This is a genomic window from Paenibacillus anseongensis, assembly GCF_009757995.1.
Lineage (GTDB): Bacteria > Bacillota > Bacilli > Paenibacillales > NBRC-103111 > Paenibacillus_E > Paenibacillus_E chondroitinus.
In genome coordinates this window covers 174,335-198,130 of the sequence record NZ_WSEM01000005.1, presented here as the reverse complement: position 1 = coordinate 198,130, position 23,796 = coordinate 174,335, and the positions used below count along the sequence as shown (strand labels likewise).

The following is a 23,796-nucleotide window of genomic DNA, read 5'->3' as shown; positions in this document are numbered from 1 at the left end:
GCGCGATGTAACACTCAATTGCATCTCTGGCATGCCTTAATCATACTTTCTTTGCAAGCGCATACAAATGATCTTTTTTGCTTTAGTTTTGATGTTTTTTGAACCAGGCTACCCTCTCATGAGGAGAGGATAGCCTCGGATAACCTCGGTAATTATTTCAAAATTTTGGCTGCTACTGCCGCAAGATCATCAATATCTACTTTTTTATCATGATTAATATCCGCTGATTTGTATTGATTCCAGTCCGCATCTGCATCCGTTTTTCCATACGCTGCGGCTACCATAGCCAAGTCCCCGATGGATACTTTGCTGTCACCGTTCAAGTCGCCGACGATTGAATTAACGGTAATTTGAACAGTTAGGGAGCTGTCAGGCACGGGAGTTTCTACGCCTTCACCACTTGCGATTTTCAGGTTAGATAGTGTGAAATTGGCGCTTTGCGTATGTAAAATCGCCTGCGCTTTCCAGTGCAACTGCAGCATGTCGCCGTTCGCATTAGCCGAATTTACATCCGTATTTGCTGTAATAAAACGAATCTGGCCAGGTTTTTCCGCTTGTTTGACAACGACCAAACCATCTGTAAGCGGCTTTGCTGAAAGGAAAGTCACAAGATCAGGATTATACGAGATCGTTACATCCTGCGCATACACCTCCCCCGCATGAGTCAGTCCATACGCTGCAGTAAATGAATCACCTGCCGCAACTGAGCCCGGGCCTGTCAAAGAAGCTGCCAATTCAACCGGATTCGCTGTAAACGTAAGCGACTTCATCAGACCTGCTGCGTTGGTTTCATTCGCTGCAACACGAACCAATACGGTTTGATTTCCGCTAAATGTCGGGATTCGATCTGCATGATACGAAGTGTAACTCAGCCCGCCGTCTACAGAATATTCCATGTTTTCGTCTGCACCAACAATGACATTGCTCGTGTCATCAGCTGATACATTTGGTGCTGCTATGGCAGGCGTGTACTCAAAAGCATCGATTGCGCCAATTTTATCCACGGCTTGCGCGCTTTTTGTCCCTTTCACAACAACTTTAATTGTATGCTGCCCTGCCGTTAACCCGGTCTTGCTGTAGAGAACAACCTGTTTGATCGTACTAGGCGCGTAACAATCAATATCCGCTTGAACCAGCACGCCGTCCAGATACACATCGATATTCCCCATATTCCTCTGCTTCATGCTGATTAGCTGAATGGAGGTGCCGATAAACGTAAATTGCGCAGAGTCACCTGCTGTGCTGCTGTATTTCTCAGTACCGCTGTAGTCCCCGCCATCGCTGTAATTGTTCCACGAACCCGTGTACACAACAGCTGCATCGCGATCATCAACTTTTACCGTTGCGACGACACCACTAGCTTTTGCAACAGTTACCTGAGCTGCCGCCCGGAAGCCTCCATCCGCAGATGTTGCCGTAATTTCGGCTGTGCCTTCTTTCAGTCCTGTCACAACTGCTTTGCCGCCGATAACCTCAACTTTGGCGACCAATGAATTGCTGCTTGCCCAGCTGATGTTTGGATTGGTTGCATTCCCTGGCTGAATCGTGGCGGTGAACTGCGCCGTCTCATTCTCTTTAAGTGCAACAGCCGATTTATCCAACGTAATACCTGTTACCGAGATATTGGAGGCTGGCCTTGTGTTCGTATACGTGACGTCATCGATGAACAGCACTTTATTATCGAACCACGTTCTTAGACCTATTTTGCCAGGGACATTGAGAATATCTCCGACGGTGGCTGAACCGGCCAATTGACCATCGATCCATACCTTCATATCTGAATCAACGAAGCTCACTTTGACATCATAGGTTTGACCATTCGTAATCGCGACTGAAGACAAATCACCATAATGCTCAGTACCGTCTTTCATGTAATACCACAGCCACTTGCCCAAATCATAGATGACACCTGCATAGTTGTTCACATCGTTGTATCGGAACAGTATCCCGACTCTGCCCGTTCCCGTCTGAATCTTCAGCTTCATGGCCAAATCAGCATCTTTATACACAGGCGAGTTATCGTCCACCATAATAGCTACAGGGGCAGAGGCAACTTTCAAAGCATTATTCTCCACGCTGAACGTAGCGCTTCCTGTCGTTGACGTCTTCTTCCATCCTCCAACCTCTCCGCTATCAAAATTTTGCAAATAAACATCGCCCACAAAGGTATAAGCCGTCGTTTCCGCACTCGTGGCAGATAACGTCCCGTTCGCATCTTTGGACCAAACAACGAAACGATAAAGCTGCTTCTCGCTAAGTCCGGTTACTTGAAGGCTCGTGCTAGCAGCCGCAACCTCGATGCTTTTCATTTTATTCGCACCTTGATAGACGTCAACAACATAGCCCGCAATGTTAGAACCGCTGCTCGGAGCCGTCCATTTCAGATCAACGCTGGTATCCGTATGTGCAGGTGATTCCACATTCGTCGGTGGCAGTGGCGGTGGTGTTACACTGGAGTTAATGACATACTTTTGCCCAACTTCGGTATTGAACGTGATCGTATCCCCGCTGACCGTGTAATTGACTGGTGTGTTGTCCGCTTTTAAAACTTGATACTGCCCGGTATGCGTAAAAGTCTTACTCTTCACTGTAGCTACTTTTCCTTGTAAGGAAGTAATCGAGGCACTCTTCAGAATCGTACCGTCCCAGCTCATATCCACGTCAAAATTGCCTCTTGCCTTTAAACCCTTCACATCCCCTTTGGACCATGCCATGGGTAGAGCCGGCAGCAAATCGATACTTCCCGTATGACTTTGCAAAAGCATTTCCGCAATGCCTGACGTGGCCCCGAAATTCCCATCAATTTGGAAAGGTGGATGTGTATCGAACAAATTGGTATTCGTGTTCGCATCAAGCTGTCCTTGCAAAATTTTCTCAGCATGATCGCCATCCAGCATACGAGCCCACAAATTCAATTTGTTCGCCCGGCTCCAACCCGTTGCTTCATCTCCGCGCTGTATCAATGTCACTTTCGCTGCATTAAATAGATCAGGCGTTGTCACCTTATTGATCAGATTGCCGGGATATAAGCCTACAAGATGAGAAATATGGCGATGCTGATCGTTGGGATCATCAATATCTTCTTTCCACTCTTGCACTTGGCCGTATTTCCCAATTTTCGGCATTGAAAGCCTGCTGCGTTTATCCATGAGCTCATTTCGGAAATCCGCATCAATCCCAAGTACATTGCTCGCCTCAATGCAATTCGTAAATAGTTGCCAAACAAGTTCTTGATCATAGGAATCCCCGATACTTAACGTCCCATGCTCAGGCGAAACCCCTGGCGTTGATACCAATGTGCCATCATTATCCGTAACAAGCGTTTTTGTCCAAAATTCTGCTGCTTCTTTCATGATGGGGTACAGCTTATTCTGCAAGTAGGTCTTATCGCCCGTAAACAAATATTTCTCCCACAGCTGTTGGGAAAGGAACGCACCTGCCGCCGGCTGCCAGCCCCAATTGCTGATATCCCAGCCTGGCGCTGTATAGCCGAAAACGCTTGTAAACGTATGGATCGTCCATCCGGAACCGGACACTCCGTGATGTTTCTGGGCTGTAACCCGGCCTGGCGCCCGCAAGGAATCAATAAACTCAACATAAGGGATAGCTGTTTCACTCAAATTCGTTATTTCCGAAGGCCAATAGTTCATCTCAAGATTAATATTGGTGTGATAATCCGCTCCCCATGGCGGTGTGGTGGAATTATTCCAGACACCTTGCAGATTGGCGGGAAGCGATCCCTCTCGGGACGAAGCGATTAGCAAATACCTGCCGTATTGGAAAAAGAGTGACTCCAGCGCACTGGTGCGAGTGCTTCTGTAACTGGCAAGCAGCTGATCCGTCGGTATCGTTGCAATCTGATCATTCAGATTCAGGGATACCCGCTTAAACAGAGACTGATAATCCGTCAAATGCCGCGTCCGCAGCGATTCATACGTTTTAGCTGAAGCTGCTGCCAGCCGATTGTTTACGGTTAGGTGCGGATCCGTTCCGACATAATCGGGATAATGGTTGGCGTAATCCGTCGCTGCCGACATGAGAATGGTTACAGAACTTGCCCCTGCAACCGTCAATTTTCCGTTGCCTGCCGTAACGGTCCCGTCATCCGATTGAACACGGAACTGGGACTCGTACGCCATTCCATTATCGGATAGCTTACCGCTTAGGGTCAGCGTGTTGCCTATTGCGGTAATAGAAGGTGACGTTTGTGGACTTGTAACCTTGACATCGAAGTTCAATTGATTCGGTTGACTGCTCGTAAGCCGCATCGCCATCACGTTATCCGGATAGCTCATAAAATATTCACGCGTATAGTCAATTCCGTTTTGCTTGTAGGTCACACGTGCAATGCCATCTTCGAGATCCAGCTCTCGCCGATAGTCAGACACAGTCACAGAAGCCGGCAGCGCAAAATCAAAATACATATCGCCGAAATTTTGATAATTGCCGAATTGCGGATAATCATTTAATGTCCCCGTCAAAAATTGCTCAGCAATGGACGAGGCTCCGGCAACATCCCCGCTCGCCAATTTCTGCCGGACGTCCTCTAAATGATCAGCAGCGCCATCCCGGTTGCCGTCCCTACCTCCCCCAGCCTTGGAACGTGGTCCACCGGTCCATAACGTCTTTTCGTTAAACTGAAGATGTTCCTGTTCCACACCGCCAAAAACCATCCCACCCATGTAACCGTTCCCAATTGGTAGCGCTTGTGTTTCCCAATCCGTTGCCGGCTGCCGGTACCATAAGGCCAGGTTATGAGCCGGGGCCGGGGCGGATCCTGTGTAAGTAATCGCTGCTGCCGCATGTGCCGTATTCAATGGGAAGAGGGTTGTCATGCCGGTAAAGCCGGAAGAAATACAAGCTGCCATCATGACACTTAATAAAGCTTTCTTTTTGAGAGGCGTCTTCAAAAATTTGCGCAAAACTATCACCCTTTCTGTATTTGTGTTGCCTTGCCAGCGAACAATACAAATCGTAGCAGCAGTTTTTTCTTCTAACTATTGAAAAATTTACGTAAAAAGTTGATTTTTTACCTATTTTAGTCGTTCCGCAAAATGTGACACACTCTTTCACGATACGACTTGTATCGTCATAGGCATGCAGGAATAAACGTCATCGTCGTAGGACGAACGCTATTGTTTGAGCCTTGCGCTTCCCCCCCCTTGCCCTTTCCTTTCCCAGGGGGGCTCTCAAAATCAAGCTACTTTACCCACCTTCCACGATCCAACCACTGTACTCACCATTCTGCAACTTTCCACCCACCAGACACAGAAAGACTAGCGGAGATTTCCGCTAGGGCAGATAATAAGGGAACTGGCGTCCTCTATTTCGAAGATACCGTGCAGATTTCCGAGATGAGAGGAACTACAGGGTCTTATTTCTGCTAAATGGGACCCAATTCCGGCGAAAATGCCGAAATAGTGGACCTCAGTTCCCCTCTAGCTCGCTCTAACTACTAATATCGCTGAAATAGCGCCCTAGCATTCCCTTATTTGCACTTCGCACTCGCCACTACGCACTCGGCGTATCACACTTTGCACTCCGTATTTGCACTTGCATTCGCTTACAGCTCACGGCACTCGGCACTCGCTCACGGCTCTCAGCACTCGGCACTCGGCACTCGGCACTCGGCACTCGGCTCTCCACACTTCACACCTCGCGCCCCAGCCTCACTTCAACAAACTCTCCCGGTACAGCTTAGGGCTGTACCCCGTCGTTTTTTTGAACATGCGGCTGAAATGCTCAACATTCAAATAACCGACGCTTTCGGCTATGTCGGTTATTTTAAAGCCCTTCTTTTTCATTAATCGCTTGGATTCTTCGATACGCAAATGCGTTAAGTACTGAATGAAATTGCTGCCGACTTCCTTCGTAAACTGCTTGCTCAAATAGCTTTCGCTAACGCCCACCATCTCGCTGATCAACGCCAGGTTGACGTCTTCCATATAATGAAGATCAAGGAATTGCTTAGCCGTCGCCACCACGGTGCTGTAGCTGCAATCCGCTTTTTCCTTCCCATGAAGCCAGCTGTACAAATTTGTGCAGATCCGATATAGCCAGCTTTTCGTTTCTTCCAAAGTCTCCAAACTTCTCATATATTCAAAAGGATGCTGAAGCTCTTCCTCCAGCTCATCCCAACGTATCCCTTTGCGGTGCAATAAGCCACCCAGCTCCCAGAGCAAATTCTCAAGTGCAGCCTGAACATCCTGAGGCCGCCATCCCCATGTTTGCCCGAGCAGCAGCTGCATTTGCTCAAACTCCTTGCCCCACAACTCCGAATTGTCCTGTTCGAGCAGTTGAGTGATGGCTGCCCCATTCGCTTTCAGCGTCAGCTGCAGCTTGCGAACATGGTCCTGACCAGCATTCCCACCAGCTCCGGATCCAGATCCCGACCCAGATCTTCCCTGATCCATACAACTTTCAGGATAAAACACTTTGTTCCATCCGGCATAAAAGCTCATCGCCGCCAAATGTGCTGCCTGTTGGTGCAGACGGTACCAATGTTTGGTTCCGCTGGCCAGTTCACTCACACCGATCGAGATCGACACGTTCACATACTGAATCAGCCGGGTTTGCATCATGGTAAAAGCGGATTGCACCTTTTCGCGTATCACGCTTTCGCTTCGATATTGGACCAAGGTGCAGAAAAGCACGTATTCCGTTTGGCTTTTCCGGTAGATGAAATGCCGGATCGACATGGCGTCCAATACGGTTTGCACCGACTGCGTAATAAAACGCTGCGTTTTCGCATCATTCAAGCTTCGTTCCTGCCTGCTGCCCAGCGCCCCCTGTGAAACGGTCATAACGGCAACCAACTGATTCACTTCGCCAAGCCACTCGTGAATACCTGTTGTTGCTACGGCAGCCACCTCATCCTGCTGATTCGGATCAAACGTGATAAGCTGACGGAGGATTTCGCTTTTCGCATCATTGTCATCTTCAATCTCACTTGTCGGCAGCGAATTTAACGGAGGTTCCTCTTTACTCAATTCGTTGACCGCCTTCAAAATAACAGGCACAAGATGCTCCTCATCCATATCCGCCTTCACGATGAAATCAATAGCGCCAAGCAAAAAAGCTTCCCTCACGTAGCTGTAATCGCTATAGGCGCTTAACATGATCGTGACGGGTCTCCGCTTTTCCTTAACAGGCGTGTAGGCTCGCAGCAGTTCAATTCCGCTAAGCCTCGGCATCTCAATATCAAGCAGCATGAGATCGATATCGCCACGCTGCTTCAGAATGTCAAGCGCCTCCGCTCCGTCAGCGGCCTCAACTTCGACGATAATGCCCATACTCGGCCAATCGATCATATGCTGAAGCGCAAGGCGAACAAGCGGTTCATCGTCAACAATCATCATTTTAAGCAACCGATTCATCCTCCAATGGCCAAGTTGACTGCATTCACCTTATCCTTTAACAGCCCCATCCATGAGACCTTTGAAAATATAACGTTGAAACACGATGTAGAAAATGGCGCTAGGCAGCAGCACGATAATAATCCCAGCGCAAAGCTGTGATAAATCGGAACTGCGTGTGCTGACAAACGCTGTCAAAGAAGTCGCCAACGTCGCCAGTTTCGCGCTAGGCATGTATAACTGTTGGACAAAGATATCGTTCATTATTGTAACACTTTTTAGTATAGCTAGTGTAGCCGTTGCTGGCAGCAATAATGGGAAAATAATCGAGCGAAAAATGCGCACATAAGAGGCGCCATCCAACATCGCACTCTCGTCGAGCTGTACGGAAATCTTTTCGAGAAACTGCATATAAATGTAGATCTGCATAATATCTGTTCCGATATAAATCAGCAGAGGCGCGCCTAGTGTATTATAGACACCCAGAGCATGTATGAGCTGAAACCTGGCAATCTCCGTCGTATAGGCCGGAATGATCATTGCAGCCATAAACATCATGAGAATCACTTTTTTCATCCGGAACTGAAAACGATTAAGCACATATGCCGTCATCGTACCGAGCAGCATATTCCCGAGCATACTTAACACAACAAGCAGCACAGAATTGCCTAGACCGCGTATCATATTGCCCTCTTTCAAGGCGCTGACGTAGTTATCGATATGGAGAAAGCTTTGGGGCAGCGAAAAAGGGGACGTTTCGGCCAGCTCCAGATTTGTTTTAAAAGAACCAAATACGACCAGCAAAATGGGGACGAAAACGATCGCAGCCATTAAGGTAAATAAAACATAATAAACGATATGGCCAACTAATCGCTGTGTACTCATCGAACGAGTCCTGCTCGGCACTTCCGGCTTGTAGGTTTGTTTCAATAGTTGTGTACGTTCCATGTCAAGCTTCACTCCTGTCTTTCACAATCCAAGCCTGCAGCGATGAAAATATAATAATTAATAACAAAAGCATAACGGCCATAGAGGAGGCCAAACCGTAATTATTATACGTAAACGCCGTTTGAAGCGAATATAAACCGAATGTCGAGCTTGCGCTTCCTGGACCGCCATTTGTCATGACAAGCGGAATATCATACTGCAGCAGAGCTCCTGATACATTCATAAACAAGATGATTTCTACGACCCGACGGATGCCTGGCAGTGTAACAAAACGCTGCTGCTGCCAAAAGTTCGCTCCATCGATTTCAGCCGCCTCATACAGATCTTTCGGAATCGATTGCAGACCGGCTAGAAACAAGACAACATGCACACCGCTGTAACGCCAAAGCGAGACAACCACTAAGGAATAATTAACGACGTTGGAGTCGCTCAGCCAACTTTGAATCCATGATTCTAGCCCGACTGCCTTTAACAACTCGTTCAGCGGACCATTTATTGGGTTGTAAATGTAGCTAAACATATATGCCACAGCAATCCCGTTAATAATGTAAGGCATTAGCACGGAAAAACGAAAGAATGCACTCCCACGCAGCACTCTGTTCAGCAGCACGGCTGTCGTCAATTCGAGTGGAATCGCGATGGTATGGAGCAAAAAATACACACCGTTATTCCTAATCGCTTGCCAAGCTTCAGGGAAATCAAACAGCATTCGGACATAATTTTCGAAGCCGATGTATTTGAAGCTTGGGCTGTAGCCATCCCAGCTAGTGAAGCTGTAGCGGAATAGCTGAAGCGTCGGATAGATTAGAAATAACAGTAAGAGCGAAACCGGTACAAGTAAAAACGAGAAAATTACGACTTTTTGCTGCATGCGATAATTCATATGATCACTCCTGTATATAAGAGAAGACACTATGCCAGTCGCCTAGGTAGTGCCCTCTCTTCCAAACTTATTTGTTCGATTCAACCGCTTTTTTCCACTTGTTGTTTAAGTCTTTTTCCACTGTTTCGATCGGTTTGCCAGAATAAATTTCTTGTGCTGCTTTTTTGAAATCAAATTGAGCTGCGCCGCTTACTTTCGCAAAAGCCTCATCTGTCGCATTGTAAATGAACGGTTTAAACGGATACTTTTCCGTCCACTTATTGAAGAAAGGAATTTCCGAGTTCACGCCGTTGATGGTGGAGAACTGTTGAGCGTTATTGATATAACCTTGGTAAACGTCTTTGCTGAACATCCACTCGAAGAAGGCTTTGGCTTCCGCTGCGTTTTTGCTGTTCTTGTTGATCCCGATATTCATATCGGACAACGTCATAGCCGTTAACGGCTCGCTCTCTGTGCTTCTAAAAGGAAGCGGGAATACGCCAACGTCATCGTCCGTTTTTACACGGTTCACATAATCACCGTAGTACCATTGACCGGCAGCAATCATTGCTGCCTTCTTCGATTCGAACAATTGCGTGGATTGATCGAAGGAGATCGAGAGCGCATCTGGTCCTGCCAGTTTTTTGCTCGACATTTCTTTAATCACTTTTCCAACTTTATCAAATGTGCTGCCATCTCCAAACGGTTCAGGTGTTTTCGCCAAAGTAGCCAAGTAATTCTCATCCCCGGAGAGAATATGCGGTCCGAATTCCATGAACGGATAGAACGTCCAATCTTCCTTACCTCCGATGGCAATCGGTGTGTATTTGCCGTTTGTTTTAATTTTCTCCATCGTTGACATCAACTCAGGTAATGTTTTTGGCACTTCCAGGTTCAATTCCTTGAAAACGCTCGGATGGAAGTAAACGAATTCGGAGAAAGAAACGAGTGGTGCTCCCAATATTTTCCCATCGATTTTTGCCGGGAATTTATTATTCTTGGCCCCGTTCAGGTCATCAAGCGGAAGCAGCGACTGCTTATAAATTTGCATATGCGCCGGTTTTAGGTAGAACAGATCCGGCAAGTCATTTGCAGCTAAGCGCACCTTTAAATATTGGCCGCCGTTGTCCGGCACTTTTTCCACTTCAACCGTAACATTCGGCTTCAATTTGGTGTAATCTTTCACTTTCTCCTGCCAAAACGTAATGTCTCCCTTGGCATCCCACATCGCCAGCTTCAACTTAACCGGATCAGCCGGTTTCGCAGTTGGCGCAGCAGCCGCTTGGGTTTCTGTCGGCTTGGTTGATGCTGCAGGCTGTGTAGCCGCATCTTTGCCGCAGCCTGTTAATGCACTCAACATCACGATCCCACTAACTAATGCGGTACCCATTAATCTTCTTTTTCCCATCTTCGTTACCCCTCCAATGATTGATTCTATAATCATTTGTTCTACTCTTATCATACCCGCGATGTAAACGCATCCAAATGATCTTTTCGGCTATAGAGTTGATCTTTTTTGAACTACAGAGACTCCTCATCTTTATTTTTAAAAATAAGCGGAATTTTCATCGTGACCTTCGTTCCCTCCGGTTCATTCGCAGCCAGGGTTAAGCCGTAATCCTCTCCGTGATGCAGCTGAATGCGGTGGTGCACATTGGCAAACCCCATTCCCGAGAACGTATGTGGGCTGCTTTTTGCTCGGAATTGCGTTAGCTGTTCCTCGGTCATTCCCTCACCGTTATCCGCAATGACGATGTACAGGCTTCCTTCATGAACATTAGCTGCAATCACGATTTTACCTTGCGATTCCTTGCCGGCCATCCCGTGTACAATGCTGTTCTCCAGAACCGGCTGCAGCAGCAGCTTGAGCAAATACTTCGACTCTGCCTGCGGATCAATCTGCCATTCGACTTCGAATTTATGACCATAACGGATTTCCATGATGTATAAATAATGCTTTAAATTTTCGATTTCATCGGAAAAGCGCGTAAGAATGCCTCCCCGGTTAAAAGAAGAAGAAACAAGCCGCATCAAGGCATTGGTCATGTTCCGAATATTATCCACCTTGCTGATGAGCGCCATCAACTTAATGGCATTCAGCGTATTAATGAGAAAATGCGGGTTAATTTGCGATTGCAAGGCAGCAAACTCCGCCTTCCGCTTCATCTGCTCCTCTTCTTCGCGCTGGCGAATCAACAGCTTAATCTGGTCCAGCATATGATTGAATGTGCGTCCAAGCGTAGCCATTTCTGCGATGCCCGATGTGCCGATTTTGGCATTCAGATCCCCTTCCATGACCAGGGACATCTTGCGTACCAGCACATGAATGGGTCTCGTAAGGCCTTTCACTAAATAGAATGAAATGAGCAAAAATACCGCAATAACAGCAAAGGTAGCAAGCAGTACAATCTTATAAATTCGGTTATAATTGGCAGTCAACTCGCTATACGGAATTTCATGCACGACTTTCCACCCTGTTTGACCAACTGCCGCATACGTGACAAGCATCTCCGTCTCGCTGGCTTTATCGATAAAATGCCCTTCACTAGCTGATTTTATTTGCTCCAGCCTTGCCAGACTTACACTCGTTTCATCCCAGTTGCTGCTTGATGCAATCACTTGCCCTTCCCCGGTCACAATAACAAACGCTGATTTATCATAGGGCTGCTGCAGAAAAATTTTTTCGAACGCTTCTTCATTCAATGTAAAACAAACCATTTCAACATCGCTCAACGTATGAAAAGCGCTCGGGGCAATGGCCGCCGATAGCCCTGCCGGTTCGGTCTGGCCAAACAGCATCATACGCTGCAGGCCTAGAAACTGGACGTTATCCGTTTGCTTCAACGTTCTCCGGTACCACTCCATGGCGCGAACCTCCTGCTCATCCGTGGACAGATTTTGCTGGAATGAATATACGCCGCCGTCTTTGTAAAAAAAATGAATCGCCAGAAGTTGGCTTGACATCGAATAAGTATATCGACTTAGCGCACGTTCCATCGCATTAATGTATGCGTAGCGATTGCTTTCATCCGCTTGATGCAACTCAGTCGCAATCGATAAAATATCCCGATCGACGCCGACTGCCGCCGTCACGTACTCAATTTTGCTAATCTCTTGTTGGGCAGAATAAGTGACCGCATGCAGCGTCTGCAGCGAACGTTCTGTCGTTTGCTGCAGCAGATCTCGTTTATATACTTGCAGAATCATGGTCGAAATAATCACGATGGGGAACACCACCATCACAACTAACAAAACATGGAGCGTCGCCGAAAACGTCCACGGTTTAGCAAACAACTTCATCCTGGCACCCCGTCATGTCAAAATACATTAGCTGTCTTTCTCACCTTACATTCGGTTATTTTGAGAAAATGTCCTTTTTCCTTTTTAAATTCGACAAAAATTCTTATAATTCGACATAACTTGGTGCGCAATTTCAATCCGGTTGCGTGGTTCATCCCCTTCTTTTTATTCGACAAAATACGAAAACGCTTACAGTTGTAAATTCAAAAGCATGTCTCAAATAAATTATAGCGATTCCTGAGTGGAAGGCTCATGATGTTTTTTGTTCTATTCATGATTATTTTTGAACCTGGACAAGGCAGCCAGCCCCTGAAACTGCAAAACCTATTAATAAAAAAAAGGCACCCAAGGGCACCTCTTTTACAAAGCCGATACAATTATTGCAATTTGACCAGTCTCCACTTCTGGCCTGCCGTTCCGTTCGCCGTCTTAATAACCACCGAGTATTCCGTTCCGGTTAAAAGCGTATCCAACGGTTTGTTGCTTTGGACTCCAAGAATAGTATACGTGCCATCCGGATTCGCATTGAATCTCCACCTTTCGTTTGATGAACCCGCATAGGGCCATATAAGTGTCTTTGAGTTGTCCGTCGTCGTTGCTGCGTTCACATTCAGTCCTTTACCGCTTGTAACGCCAAGGAGCCTGAACGTGCCATCGCCATTGTCGCTAATATTCCATTGCTCGCTTGCAGCACCGTTATCTTGTGACGCAATGACTGCCGTCCCATTTGCCGTTGCATTTCCTTTTACGTCCATGGCAAGGTTCCCGCTCCCCGTATTAATAAGCTTATATACGCCACCAACCATAGCAGACTGGCTGAATTGGAACCAGTTCAGATGGAAGAGAGAGCCGCCAGTTCCCTTGTAAACGAGATATACGTTCTGCACGCCCATGGCGCCCGTTACTCCGCAACCTACCGTTTGCCAAATTTGTCCTCCTCCAGTAGACGGTACCGTACACGTGCCTACCAGCGTCCCCGTCACACTCCCTAAGCGGATTTCAATGGTCCCTCCTGGACCGTTGCTTGCCACCCTGGCGGAGAATGAAGCTGCTCCGGTTCCAAAATCAACATTGTTGTAAACCGAGTAGTCGTTATTATCAATCGATGTGAGATCATAACCCGTGCCTTTGTCTAAGGCGCTCTCTAGCTGGATGCCTGAATGGCTGTCGTAGTTCTCTGCTTCAATTTGATTGAATGCAGATTGTGTAGTTCCGCGCACAAATGTAATTCGCGAATCGGTAAACGGATTCAAAAGCTGATTGCCATAGCGGATTACAGGTACCGTACCGCTAGGGGAATCAATTTGAGCGGATACGAGTTGCCCGTTTGCCCATTTGATGCCGAGCTCATACCCGCCTCTCGCTTTTACGCCTGTAATTTCGCCACTCGTCCATGCTGTAGGCAATGAAGGCAGAAGTTCAATTTCCCCGGTATGACTTTGCACAAAGAGTTCTGGATAATACGCGCTTTTTATTTGCCATTCGTTTACCGAAGGATTGGTCGGATAAATGGTTGCAAGGGCGGCGGCTTTATTCCCTTCATTAAGTCGTGCCCACATGTACCCGCTATCCGGGTGATATCCGCCTGAACCGCGCATGTTTAGCGATACTTTAGCTGCTTGAAATAAATCAGGCGTGCCTCTCTTCGTAATCTGATCCAGAAAACCAACACCAATGAGATGGGAAGCATGGCGATGACTTGGATCAACGTTTGCGTAATCATTATTCCATTCTTTAATTTGACCGCTAGTTCCAATTTGATAAGGAAGCAGCTTCGGCAAAGCCGTTCGAATACGATTCAACAATTCAACGTCCGCAGGAGAATCTGTTTCCAATATGCTCCCCGCTTCAAGGATATTTTCAAACAGTTCTCGTATGACCGTCATATCAATCGTCGAACCTTGGCTCACGGCAATTTTTGTACCATCTGACAAAACATACTTCGTTTCTGGCGAAGTAGAGGGCGATGTCACGAGATAACCATCCTTATTAGCAACAAGTAAATCCAATGCAAATTCCGCTGAACCTTTCATGAGAGGAAAGGCCGTGTCACGAAGGAAGCTTTTGTCCTGTGTGAACCGATAATGATCATAAACATTAAACATGAGCCACATGCCGCCTGTTGGGTAGATCGCCCACTCATTGTCATTGGCGCCAAGCGCTGTTTTTGCCCACACATCGGATGCATGCGGCACCACCCACCCGTCAAAACCGAAATCGGATTGCGCGGTTTTTGCTCCGTTGATCGCTAAATTTTTAATATACTTCCACAGCGGATCGCCGTTCTCAGCAAGATTCCCTGTCTCAATCAATGCATACATCTTCTCTACATTTTCATTAAAGTAATGCGCTCCATTCGAGCGAGGACTCCACATGTAATTCCACATTCCCTGTTGGTTATGCGGTCGATCAAATGTATTCGCTCTGGAAGTGCAAATGGAAACGTATCGAGCATATTGATAGGAGAGCACATTGGCTCTGGCATCACCTATGTTCCCATTCACTTCCGTCCATAACCTGCGGAACAAGCTCCGATAATCAGTCTGGTGGGCACTCAAGAGCTGGTCATAGGTTTTGGCAAACGCCGCGTTTATAATCCCCGTTACGATTGGAGCAGGATTGTTGCCGCCTTGGCTTGGATTCGGATTCGTAAACGGATCCTTGTAGCTTGTCGCATCGGCATATAGGAGTTCAATGACCGAAGCGCCTGAAATGTTCAAATTGCCTCCGGTTGCTGTTATGGTTCCTCCCGTCGTTCTGGCGCGAAGACGAGCATCGAACGTCATGCCTCTCCCGTCTGCCCACAGCGTGGTTGGGTATTGAGAGTAAGCGTATGGGGCTGTTCCAGTCATTTGGATCTCGTTGCCCGATGAAGAGACGGTTCCATGTCCGTTCATTTCATTCGGCAGCGTCATCTTGGCTGTCATACTCATCGGCAGTCCGCCGTCATTGGTCATTCGGACAACCATCACGCGATCCGGGTAGCTCGCAAATACTTCGCGCTTATAAGTCGTGCTTCCCACTTTATATGTGGTTGTCACAGCAGCCTTATCCAGATGAAGCTCTCGATTATAATTCGTATATCCCGTCGTATTCGGGACATCCAAGACAATATTGCCGACGGGCAGAAAGTTAGCCATGTACGCATATCCCCACATCCCCTTGGCTGCCGTCTCAGCTTGTTTTAATTTCTGCTCGCGATACGTTACTGTTGTCGCTGTATCCGCTTCTGCCAGCAGGCTTCTTGCATTATTTAGAGCCGTCTTGCGATTTGGATCATAGTTATTGAACGGTTCGCCGGAATGAAACGTTTTGTCATTAAGTTGAAGAATCTCTGTCGCAACACCACCTGATACTTTTGCGCCGAAGAAACCATTCCCGACAGGTGCCCCGTTAAAATCCGTCCCACTGGCCGGCGTTGTCCAATTGATTTTTAAATCATCCCAATTGCCTGTTTTCTGGACAGGCAGCACGGTACTCCCAACATTGGCTTGAGCTTGATTGGATGCTCCAACTGATATCAAGCTTGTTGCAAGTAGAGTACTAACTATCATGCTTATGAAACCTGCTTTTACTTTCTTCATAGCATCTCCTCCTTTATTAGTTAACCTTCACGATCTTCCACTGCTGATGTGTACTCCCATTCCAAGTCGAAAGCTTGTTTACATACACAGGAGGGGTAAATTCCCCCTTAAAGTTTCCACTGCTTGTTAGAACTAAGCCATTAGACCGATTCGTTATTTTATAAAATCCGTCTCCCAGATCCGTCAATTGCCACTGTTGATTCTCGCTGCCAGTCCACGTTGTTTCCTTCGTAGTCGTTCCTGTTGCCATCCCGCTTCCTGTACCGTCCAGTGCCAGACCATTGGTCCGGTTAAGAATCTGATAATATCCTGTACCGAGATCGACGAACTTCCATTGAGCATCATTACTGCTGTTCCACACATTTTCCCTCACACTCGAACCAGAGGTCACACTCCCTCCTCCATCAAGCACCAAATCTGTCGTACGATTTGCAAGTTTAAAGTACGCATTTGAATCCAGAGCTATCTTGAGCGAGGTAATTAAATCATTATTGCTAGTGTCTTTAAGATTGTTATTGTTACTTACAAAAGTCCAAGAAGTCCCGCTGTAATTGTCATCTGCGTAGGCAGTCACCTTGTAACCAGACGGTACCTTGATGGAGGAAATGCTATTATCTTCAATTCCAGCCGCTTGCAAAGTTGATTTTGTGTAATTGCCCAAAGAGAGAGGAATTCGATTTCCTTCATATTGCACATGTTTGTAAAAAGTTGGACCCGATACCTGATGCAAATCGGGAATGCTCCCTGTGAACGTTAGTTTTACCACATAGGCACTTGCAGTGAATGGTTTGTTTGCCGGCATCGTAATTTTCAAACCTTCCTGATTTTGGACTCTGTTTGGCAAATTAATATAGGTACCGGCGGTCTCTCCTAGCAATTGCACATTTGAAAGCGCATTCAATTTAATCTGATTTGAATTAAGTGTGCTTATGTTCAATGTGGCGCCATTCCCCGGCCATCCCAGAACGATGGCATATAACGTGTTGTTGTTTTTGTTGCGAGTAAAACGAATGTCTGTTTCCGTTCCAACAATAGGCTTTGATTGAATCGCTCCGCCAAGCTGTGTAGGGCCTTCACCATACTTCGTCCAAGCACGCGTCGAGTAAATGCTTTCGCCATAGCGTTTTAACCAATCCCCCATTCCAAGCAAAATATTTTTTTGCTCCTGTGGAATTGTTCCATCTGCCATTGGCGCAATATTAAGCAGCAGGTTGCCATTTTTACTTACACGATCGATCAGGGAGTGAAGCAACGCAGGTGCTGAATAATAGCTCATGCCAGGTGTATAGCTCCAACCGCCAACGCTGTCGTCCGTTAACCAATAATTAGAAGTTAACTCTGCTGGCCCTCCTCTTTCATAGTCGACAACTTCACCATTCAAGTTGAATCCACCGCCGGTTTTATAGGTTGCGACAACCTCTTTGCCCCAATCTACTGCTTTGTTATAGTAATACGATAAGAACTTGAGACGCTGCACTTCATCTATCTTCGTCAAAGCAAAATCCTGCCAAAGAATATCAGGCTGATAAGTATCGATCACTTCTTTCAGTTTATCGTACCAGAGCTGATCCTCCTGCGTTTTCGGCAGTTGACCGTACAATTTCATCAAACTGGGGTCTGATTGAGCAGGAGCGTATTGAAAGTAACCGTTACTGTTATAAGCATGATGCAGCGCTGTCAACAACTTCAAATTCTTGTTACGAATTGCGGTTGCAAAGGTACCAAGGAGATCCATATGGGGGCCTTTATCCGCCGAATTCCATTCATTTACAGAACTGTCCCACATCGAGTAACCATCGTGATGCTCAGCAACAGGACCCGCAAACTTTGCCCCCGCATCAACGAACAATTGCGCCCAATCGTTAGGATCGAATTGACCTCCAGCTGATTTCAACTTGGGAGCGAACTCCACCCAATTCCCATTCTTATCCTGTGCACCATTTATGAAATTGTTATACGGCCACGAAGAAGGGGCACCATACAAACTAACATGATGGTTGTACTCTTTGCCATTTTGTACGTACATATTGCGAGGATACCATTCACTGCCAAAGGCTGGAACGCTGAAAACACCCCAATGATAGTAAATGCCAAACTTAGCATCTTGAAACCATTCTGGGGCGGCCTTATGCTGATCAACGGATTCCCATGTAGGCTGATAAGTACTTGCTGCATAGGCTCCTAATGGCGAGAGTAACTCGCAGGATAAAACAAGTGAGACTGATACTGCCAATGTCTTCATAAATGGCTTCATCAACACATCTCCCTTTAATTAGAATTGCATTTGCTGCGAATCAACACACTTTCAAAACTTATCTCCTTCTCCTTTTTGATTTTCTACGAAGTAACCTGATGCATATGAAGGAACCACAAAAATGTAAGCCCTTACATTCACCTCCCATGCCCAACATACTCCATCTGTTTTTTCAGGTAAACATCAAAAGTGAGAGATTTCTATAAAACCATCAGCAAATTCTTCATTTTTAAGCATTTTTTCAATAAATTTTGAGCTGCCATGAAAAGCTGACATGAAAAAGCCGCCAATTTGCTATCATCGGCAGCCTTCTTCGTTTTAAATATTGCAGCCGGACTTGGCGGGGAGCCAAGTTGCGCAGCTAAGTTTTCAGGAAAAATGAAGGGGATCTCAATCGGGGGAATACAGAGATAACACTTGGATAATCTTGCTAAGTCAATAAACAGACCGAACCACTGATACCAGGCTTACTCATCTGCTCCGTCATATGTACAAGCACGGATAACGTAATCGTGTTCTTTCCTTTCAAGTTAACCTTTCGCAACGGAATTTCCAATGTAGTCGGCTCAACGAGCGAAGCCACCAATAACAATTCCGTATCCGCGTAGATTTCAACATCACCTTCAATTTCATTAAACCGGAGGGTGCCGCTGCTAGAACTTTCCTGTTCCGACAAGCGCAATTGACTCCGGAACACAACGTACCCGGTTATCCCTTTCAGCATATTCAAGGCGCCATAACTGACGTCTACCTTTTCCCAAGTGTTCATATCCGTCGGATCCATAATCATGAGGGGATCAGGCCTTTCGCGGTAAGGCTCCTGCGTTACATGCCAGTCATTCACATAAGTCTCCTTGACGGAATGGATGTAAGGAGGCTCGGCCGTTTCCTTCACCGGGATGACCCACGTCATCGGTGCCAAGCCAGCAGCTTTCGCTCGCAACACAATGGGATCAGAGCCGGGGACGCTTTGTACAATCAGCTGGCAGCAGCCGGCAAATAAACTTCTTGCCTGTGCAGCATCGGCCTCGTGACAATTTGGATCGCCATTGCCGACGCCTAGTATTTTACCAGAACCACTAATCGTGAAAGTCACAAACCGGCTATCTGTCGGAACAAAGCGCTGCTGCGCATCGATCGCGTACATATTAACGGCAATAGCATCCTTCCCGTTACCATGGAGATAGGGTTTCTGCATTTCCAGTCGGAGTGAAGCCGTTTCGCCCGTCGTTGCAACTTCCGTAATTTTCACAAGCTTACCGTTATTGTAGCCTTCCATGCGAACGCCGCCAGGCTCATAAGGAACCTCCCACTCCAATTGCTTATATAGGTCAACATGCTCTCTACTGATAAATCGGCCATTCACATATAAGCTCACTTCTTCGCAGTTGGTATGCGTCATTACCCTTATCGGCTGCCCTTCTCGTCCCTGCCAGTTCCAATGCGGCAGCATATGGAGAACCGGTTCATTAAGCCAATAAGCTTGATACAAATAGTACGCGTCTTTGGGAAAGCCGCAGGTATCCATAACACCGAAATGCGTGTTAATGCTTGGCCATTCATAAGGTGTCGGCTCCCCGCGATAATCAAAGCCTGTCCAAACGAATGTCCCCATCACAAAATCACGAGTAGCTACCGCTTGCCAGGCCTCGCGCACCGTAGCTCCCCACGGAGCTTTCTCTTGATCGTAGCTGTCAAAGACTTGCTTGATCGAATCGCCCACATAGTTGCCGCGCGTCGAGAACGCGCTTACGGTCTCGGAACCGATGATCGGTTGTGCTGGATGTTTCGCTTTAAATTTATCATAGCTGGTATGCATATAATTGAAACCTGTAATCTCCAAAATGTCTGCCGTACCTTCGTCTTCCATCACTCCGCCGTTCAAAGCTCCAAGAACCGGGCGAGTCGGATCCAAACGCTTGACCGTCTGGATCATTCGTTTAACCATACGGCGACCGATTGGCGTTCCTTGATGCGGCTCTTCATTGAACAAACTGTAGAATACTACACAAGGATGATTGCGGTCACGGGTAACCATATTTTCAAGTTGGCGCAGACCTTCTCTGGACGATTCAAAATTGCGGTTCTCATCCATAACAAGTATGCCCAGCCGGTCGCAAATGTCCAGGAGTTCCGGAGTCGGATTGTGATGCGCCGCACGATAGGCGTTGCTGCCCATCTCCTTGAGCCGCCGAATCCGGTATTCCTGCAGTCCATCAGGAAGCGCTACGCCAACACCGGCATGATCTTGATGGTTGCAGGTTCCCTTTAATTTCAAAGGTTGTTCATTCAGAAAAAACCCTTTATCTGGACAAATGCGAATGGTTCTATAGCCGAAAGAAGTCACCTCAGTGTCATATAGCTGACCTTCTACCGTCAGAACGGAATGTACTTGATAAAGATGAGGCGCATCAATATCCCATAAGGCAGGATTGGTTATGTTTAACTTCTGAACGACCGTATTTTTGCTGCCTGCAGCACATCTACTCTCCGTCCTGGCTTTCTGAATCACATCATTTTTGGCATTTTGAATATATGTCGTTAACGTGTAAAGTACATCGTGCTCCAATTCATTATCAACGATCGTTTCAATATGCGTCTGCCAAAGCGTGTCATTGATTTTTTCGGGTTTGACCCAAATCCCGCGCTCTGCAATGTGCAGCGGCAATTTTGTCGTTAACCAGACATGTCGATAAATACCGGCACCTTCGTACCACCATCCCTCGGCCTTTGTAGCATCCACGCGGATGGCCAGCACATTGGGACGATCACCGTAATAGGCTCGATCCGAGATATCGACTGTAAAACTGGTATACGCGCTAAAGTTTCTTTCCAACAAGCTTCCGTTCAAATAGATCGAAGCTTCGGTTGCGATGCCGTCGAACTCCAACGTCAGCTGCTTTCCCAGATCCTCTGCGGGCAATCTGAATTTCTTCCGATACCAGCCGACGCCACGCGGTTTATATCCGAAATTGGGCACACCATTTTCCCGGTCGAATGGCTGCTGATACGACCAATCATGCGGAAGCTGTACGGTTTCCCAATTTGAATCATTCCACTCCATGCCGGCGGGTCCAATGGCGCCTCCCGCTTTGGCCATGCCGTAAATGCTGTTATGCGATTTGTTGACAGGAACATCAACTTCACCTAGATGGAACAGCCAATCTTTATCCATGCTAAATCGTTGTCGCACCTCATTCATTCCTTTCCACTTGGGTGTAAGTGTAGTATTATTCGGTTTTCGCAAGATCGCGTTCACTTGGTAAGACGTTCATTTTCTGTTTGACATTTGGCCTGTACCATAATGCAATCAGCAGGAACATGAGCGCGCTGCCTAAATAAATGTACGTTATGCCATTAGGCAAGCTGACCGCTAAGTAGACCAGCATAGGGCCAAGTGCGGAGCCCATATCGGTCGCAACAGAGTAAGCGGTCATAACTGCAACGACGGATGAAAAGCGGGCGACGTCCGATGCCAAAGCATCCATCAGCGTCGAAACAGCTGTGCTTGCCGCCAAGACAAGTAATATAATCGCGCACCACAGGTAAATCGGAAGCTGCCAGGGTATCAAGGCATACCCGACCGCAGAGATAATCAGCGTGAGGCAAAAAAGAGGCAGACGCCCTTTCGAACCGTCAGAGCGCAAGCCTATCCATGAGGCAAGAAACGGTTCCCACCCCCAGCGAGCTGACTGTAGCACACCTGATAGCATCGTGCTTGTCACGACAATTCCGATCAATGTCATCGGCTGCGGATAGTTGGTTTCGATCTGCAAGCTCAACGTGACGCTTAGAACAGTCTGGAGGAGATAAACGAAAAGCCCGGTTGCAACGATTTTAAGCACAGGCTTCTTCCAGATTGCCGCCCGATTGTCGATACGTTCCTTCTGCAGCAGAGAAACGTCTGACTGATTCGCTTTAGCACCGGAAATATAGACGGCGACATAAGGAAGACCAATCAGCATAAACACCCCAAAAGCGATGGAAACAATCGGCATCCCCACGAGCGGAACGAGGACACCGCCGACAAGCATTCCAATTAAGCTTCCTAGACGGAATATCCCGTTATATCGTCCCATCAGATGGCCACGATTCGTATCATCGGAGTAGCGGATAACGGTTAAATAGCCGCCCATGCGCAAGAAAGACCAGGCGATTCCCCATAAGCTGCGAAGAACAAGCCAAATGATAAAACCCTTGAACATGCTGTAGCCGATCGTTGTCGCCGCTGCCAGCACGATGGCAAGGATAAGACCTGTGCGTAATGACATTCTCTTATAAAGTAAACCAATCAACGGGGTCATTGGCAGCCTGATAAAGCGATTGATGGAAAGAAGCACCCCTACCTCCCATAAAGCATGGAGGCCAACTTCTCTCCAGTAAATAGGAAGTACGATATACAGCATGGAATCTCCGAGCAGACTAAGCGCGGTAACGACCGCAATAATCGTAACAGGACGCTGATTCTCCCTAAGTCGATCTTCGGAAGTAGTAATCATATTTTCTCCTTAAACTTAGAAATGAACAGTAAGACCGTCATACGCTACGCAAATGTCGTTAGGTTCGAAGAGGGTCACCCAATCGTCATGCAGAAGAGCGGAATTATGGGTAAAATGGGTGACATAGATTCGACCACTATCATGAAGGATTTGCTCTTTAACGAATATATCGTGTACGTCCAGAATCGTATCCGCGTTCATGTGGTAGCTCTTCTGTTTAATTCCAGTCTTTTCATGCGTGCAGTCAAGTATCGCCATATCAACCTTCTTGCCTCTAAGCCAAGCCCAAGTATCCTCTGGAAACCATCCCGTATCATTCCCATAGAGCAGGGTTTTTCCGTCTTTCTCCACGAAGTATAGCAAGCACGTTTCCATAGGGTCGTGATCAGCAAGAAGTGGCGTAACCCAAGCCGATCCCACAGCTGTCCTCTGAAAGGGTTTCATTCGATTAAATCGAATTCGGGTGCCCTCGAATTTCCCGAGAGCCTGCCGGGCATGGTACATAACAAGATCGTTGCCATGAATCCATAGCGGATGTTCAATACCATGAGCAAAGCCTTCAATGCGACTTGTCAAATCTCCCGGATAAAAATGATCGTAATGCGTATGGGTCACCAGCAAATGCTCTATACGTCCCAAGTTTATTCCATCGCGAAGGGCCTGCATTTGTGAATCCGCCGAATAATCGAACTTCAACGTATCATCGACGATAACGGAAGCTCTCGTACGAATGTTTTTTCCTCCAAGCTGTCGTGCAGCGAGACATGCCTCACAACTGCAAAATACGTTCGGAAAGCCTTCAGACGCAGCCGTCCCAAGAAAATGAATTTTCATTGTTGCCCTACACCTCCTTGCCCCAACATATGCCATCTATTTTTTCACGTAAACATCAAAAAAAGGTGATTTCTATAAAACTATCAACAAAATCTTTACAATTAAGCACTTATGACAAAAGAGTGCCACAAGGGGCACTCTTTTAACCAAACCAATATCA

General features: G+C 47.0%; 11 protein-coding genes. All 11 read right to left on the bottom strand.

Annotated elements, in window-relative coordinates; all coding sequences use genetic code 11:
* Positions 1–152: 152 nt before the first annotated feature.
* On the bottom strand, positions 153–4,922 hold the full coding sequence (locus GON05_RS05390; RefSeq protein WP_157318185.1) for a DUF4073 domain-containing protein: 4,770 nt from the start codon (positions 4,920–4,922) through the stop codon (positions 153–155).
* Positions 4,923–5,669: 747 nt separating this feature from the next.
* The gene (locus GON05_RS05385; protein ID WP_157318184.1) at positions 5,670–7,376 is read right to left on the bottom strand and encodes a response regulator transcription factor; all 1,707 of its coding nucleotides are present in this window, start codon (positions 7,374–7,376) and stop codon (positions 5,670–5,672) included.
* A 30-nt stretch (positions 7,377–7,406) separates the two neighbouring features.
* Positions 7,407–8,303 carry a carbohydrate ABC transporter permease gene (locus GON05_RS05380; protein ID WP_246068904.1) on the bottom strand — a complete coding sequence of 299 codons (897 nt, stop codon included), beginning with the start codon at positions 8,301–8,303 and terminating at the stop codon, positions 7,407–7,409.
* A gap of 1 nt (position 8,304) precedes the next feature.
* Positions 8,305–9,186, bottom strand: coding sequence for a carbohydrate ABC transporter permease (locus tag GON05_RS05375; RefSeq protein ID WP_157318183.1), 882 nt, complete (start codon positions 9,184–9,186; stop codon positions 8,305–8,307).
* Between the two features lie 67 nt (positions 9,187–9,253).
* Complete coding sequence (locus tag GON05_RS05370; RefSeq protein WP_157318182.1) at positions 9,254–10,573, bottom strand: ABC transporter substrate-binding protein; 1,320 nt, start codon at positions 10,571–10,573, stop codon at positions 9,254–9,256.
* 113 nt (positions 10,574–10,686) lie between these two features.
* A complete protein-coding gene (locus GON05_RS05365) occupies positions 10,687–12,465 on the bottom strand; it encodes a sensor histidine kinase (RefSeq protein ID WP_157318181.1) in 1,779 nt (592 codons plus the stop codon).
* A 377-nt stretch (positions 12,466–12,842) separates the two neighbouring features.
* Positions 12,843–16,049 (bottom strand): glycosyl hydrolase family 95 catalytic domain-containing protein, encoded by a 3,207-nt coding sequence (locus tag GON05_RS05360; RefSeq protein ID WP_157318180.1) that lies wholly within the window; start codon positions 16,047–16,049, stop codon positions 12,843–12,845.
* Positions 16,050–16,065: 16 nt separating this feature from the next.
* Positions 16,066–18,303, bottom strand: a complete 2,238-nt coding sequence (locus tag GON05_RS05355; RefSeq protein ID WP_157318179.1) for an alpha-L-fucosidase — start codon at positions 18,301–18,303, stop codon at positions 16,066–16,068.
* A gap of 430 nt (positions 18,304–18,733) precedes the next feature.
* Positions 18,734–21,505 (bottom strand): beta-galactosidase GalA, encoded by a 2,772-nt coding sequence (gene galA / locus GON05_RS05350; protein ID WP_157318178.1) that lies wholly within the window; start codon positions 21,503–21,505, stop codon positions 18,734–18,736.
* Between the two features lie 28 nt (positions 21,506–21,533).
* Positions 21,534–22,802, bottom strand: coding sequence for an MFS transporter (locus tag GON05_RS05345; RefSeq protein WP_157318177.1), 1,269 nt, complete (start codon positions 22,800–22,802; stop codon positions 21,534–21,536).
* 15 nt (positions 22,803–22,817) lie between these two features.
* Positions 22,818–23,636 carry an MBL fold metallo-hydrolase gene (locus GON05_RS05340; RefSeq protein ID WP_157318176.1) on the bottom strand — a complete coding sequence of 273 codons (819 nt, stop codon included), beginning with the start codon at positions 23,634–23,636 and terminating at the stop codon, positions 22,818–22,820.
* Positions 23,637–23,796: the final 160 nt, after the last annotated feature.